General features: G+C 40.0%; 2 protein-coding genes. Both read right to left on the bottom strand.

The window, feature by feature from the left end; all coding sequences use genetic code 11:
• Window positions 1-521 precede the first annotated feature (521 nt).
• Window positions 522-1,379 carry an oxidoreductase gene (locus VF500_RS12335; protein ID WP_330859959.1) on the bottom strand — a complete coding sequence of 286 codons (858 nt, stop codon included), beginning with the start codon at window positions 1,377-1,379 and terminating at the stop codon, window positions 522-524.
• Window positions 1,380-1,485: 106 nt separating this feature from the next.
• Window positions 1,486-2,415: an AraC family transcriptional regulator gene (locus VF500_RS12330; RefSeq protein ID WP_330859958.1), complete on the bottom strand. Its 930-nt coding sequence runs from the start codon at window positions 2,413-2,415 to the stop codon at window positions 1,486-1,488.
• Between the last annotated feature and the right edge of the window lie 167 nt (window positions 2,416-2,582).

Genomic DNA, 2,582 nt, shown 5'->3' with positions numbered 1-2,582 from the left:
TTGTTTGGCCCAATAAATTATTAACGGAAGTAATTACAAATAGTAAAATTAACAGGGGATACAGTTTCTTCATATAGAAACAGAGGGGGACTTGATGATAAGGTTAAAAGTTTAATATTATTGTATTTAGCACTAAATACGCCATAAAAATAGATAATATTTGCCAAACTACTATACATCATAGGGATATATAGTAAACAAAATTCGAATACTTGTACTTAAAAAAAGAAGGGGCTCATCATTACACTGCCCCTTCTTTTGACTTATTCAGATACTTAAGCTATATACGTTTTGGGGTTGACTCTACTAACAAAAGGGGGTTAACAGGGTTAACGCAATTTAGGGTTTGAATTTGTATATCTTATTGATAATAAGTTTATTATGTGATTTTTGCAAGAAAATATGTTAACCCCCTTTTTGTATAAATATTATCGGCTAAATTTCAATTCATAGGTAACAAAACACCCGGGGGCAATTTGATTTATGACACAGCCTTTTCTTTTTGACTTTGTTGTTATCAATTATTTCGACTGTTTCACATCGTCATGATCTGTACCAACCACTACATCGTACCATTCTTCAATCTCTTTTTCAAATGCCGCAGTTTTTTCGCGGAAACGTTGTAAAGTGTCGCTGCCCAATGGTAAATGTACCGGAGGTTTTTCGGCTGCGGCAAGTTTGATGAACGCTTGTGCCAGCTTTTCAGGATCGCCGGGCTGTTTGTAGTTGGCTTCGGTTGCAAATGCGCGCATATTGCCTACAGTTTCGTGGTAATCACCAATTTCATTCGAGGTGCGGGTCAGTGAGCTTTCGTCGAGGAAGTTAGTGCGGAAAAAACCAGGGGCAACGACGGTTGCATGGATGCCAAGCGGGGCGAGTTCAAGCGCCATAGCCTCTGTAAGACCTTCAACTGCAAACTTGGTTGAACCATAAACACCCCAGCCAAAATAAGCTGACAGGCCACCAACAGATGATATATTGATCACGTGGCCCTTACGTTCTTTACGCATGTAAGGTAAAATGGCGCGGCTTACATTTAACAAGCCAAATACATTGGTTTCGTAATTCCTCTTTACTTCCTGGGCCGTAGCTTCTTCAACTGCTGATAGTAATCCAAATCCTGCGTTATTTACCAAAACATCAATGTGGCCGAAATGCTCAACAGCTTTTGCCGCTGCCTCTCTTGCCTGATCTTCGTTGGTAACATCCAGTGGTACGACAAACAGATTAGGATCATTGTTGAATTGTTCAGCCAGTGTTTCGGGATCTTTGCGAACGGTTGCTACTAATTTATCGCCTGATGCTAATACAGCTTTTGATATTTCTAAACCAAAACCTCTTGAGGCCCCGGTTATAAACCATACTTTTTGAGTTTTCATTTTATGTTGCTTTTAATTTGTTTACACTACAAAGTTGGCAACAAAAGCAGGCGGGGCTTATAGCAAAAGCAAAGCGGTTATTATGAAAATCAAAGACGCACGTAAATTATGCAGTGGCCTGGTATGATCTTCGGAATTCTGCCGGGGTAATACCGGTGTTCTTCTTGAAAAACAGGCTGAAATTAGGCTGCTCTGCAAAACCCACGCTGTAACCGATATCCTGTAACGTCCAATCGGTTTGTATTAATAGGACTTTGGTTTCCTCAAGCAGGCGGTTGCGGATATGAGTGCTTACATTTTGCCCGGTATATTTTTTTAATACCGCGTTTAAGTGATTGGGATGAACTGAAAGATTGGCCGCAAACTCCTTGGCGGTTTTCATTTTTATGGGCGATGTGTAATTAATGCCCGATGTTTCCTTCTCCAGCAAATGAAAAAACTGGTGGATGTAATGGTATTCGTCAGATACATTATCAGGTTTGGGAAATTGGGCTACCCTCATACTTTCTACCATCAATAATTGAAGATAGGCCTGTAATGCGTCGTCCTTTAAATGGTTGTTAGATAATTCTTCATGAGCCATGCGCTCAAAGAGGCCATTAAGTATAACCAGATCGGAGTTTTTTAAACGGATAACACTTTTTTCCTTTTCGGCAAACAACCCATATTTGTCAATAGTGGTTTTTAACTGGGGATGATCATTAATGAAAATCCTTTTAAAAAGTACATAATATCCGCCCGATCTATCCGAAAGGTTTTTCCAGGATATGATATCATTGGGATGGATGAAAAGAATGGTGGGCTCCTCAATATAATAAGTATTAAGTCCCATCGTAAACACTCCTGCACCTTCGGTTATCATCAGTACCTTATAGAAATCCCGCCTGTTGGGCGACAGATAATTGCGGCATTCATGGTGTTTACGATCGAATACTTTGATGGTCCAATCCTCATAGAAATCGCGCATAACGGGGATCATATCCGGCAGGTCCCGCAGGGTATCAATGGTTTTCGCGTCGAGGGTGGTTTGTCTCATGGCAGTATGCTTTACACAAATATAAATAGCTAAACTGCCTTTGCCATTTGTTATGGAGGAAGATGACCTGTTTTCAATAAAGTTTTAACTGCTGTTAGTTGTATTGCCAGCGTATAAAATGATTGTTATCGTCCAGTGCTAAGGGGTTTTCGTTAAACCATTTCAGA

It is taken from the genome of Mucilaginibacter sp. (assembly GCF_036383575.1).
In the GTDB taxonomy this organism is placed as follows: domain Bacteria; phylum Bacteroidota; class Bacteroidia; order Sphingobacteriales; family Sphingobacteriaceae; genus Mucilaginibacter.
This window is presented reverse-complemented; position numbering and strand designations above follow the sequence as displayed.

Bases quoted from the DNA above. Each gene is read 5' to 3' on its own strand.
- VF500_RS12335 (WP_330859959.1), bottom strand. From the start codon at position 1,379: ATGAAAACTCAAAAAGTATGGTTTATAACCGGGGCCTCAAGAGGTTTT.
- VF500_RS12330 (WP_330859958.1), bottom strand. From the start codon at position 2,415: ATGAGACAAACCACCCTCGACGCGAAAACCATTGATACCCTGCGGGAC.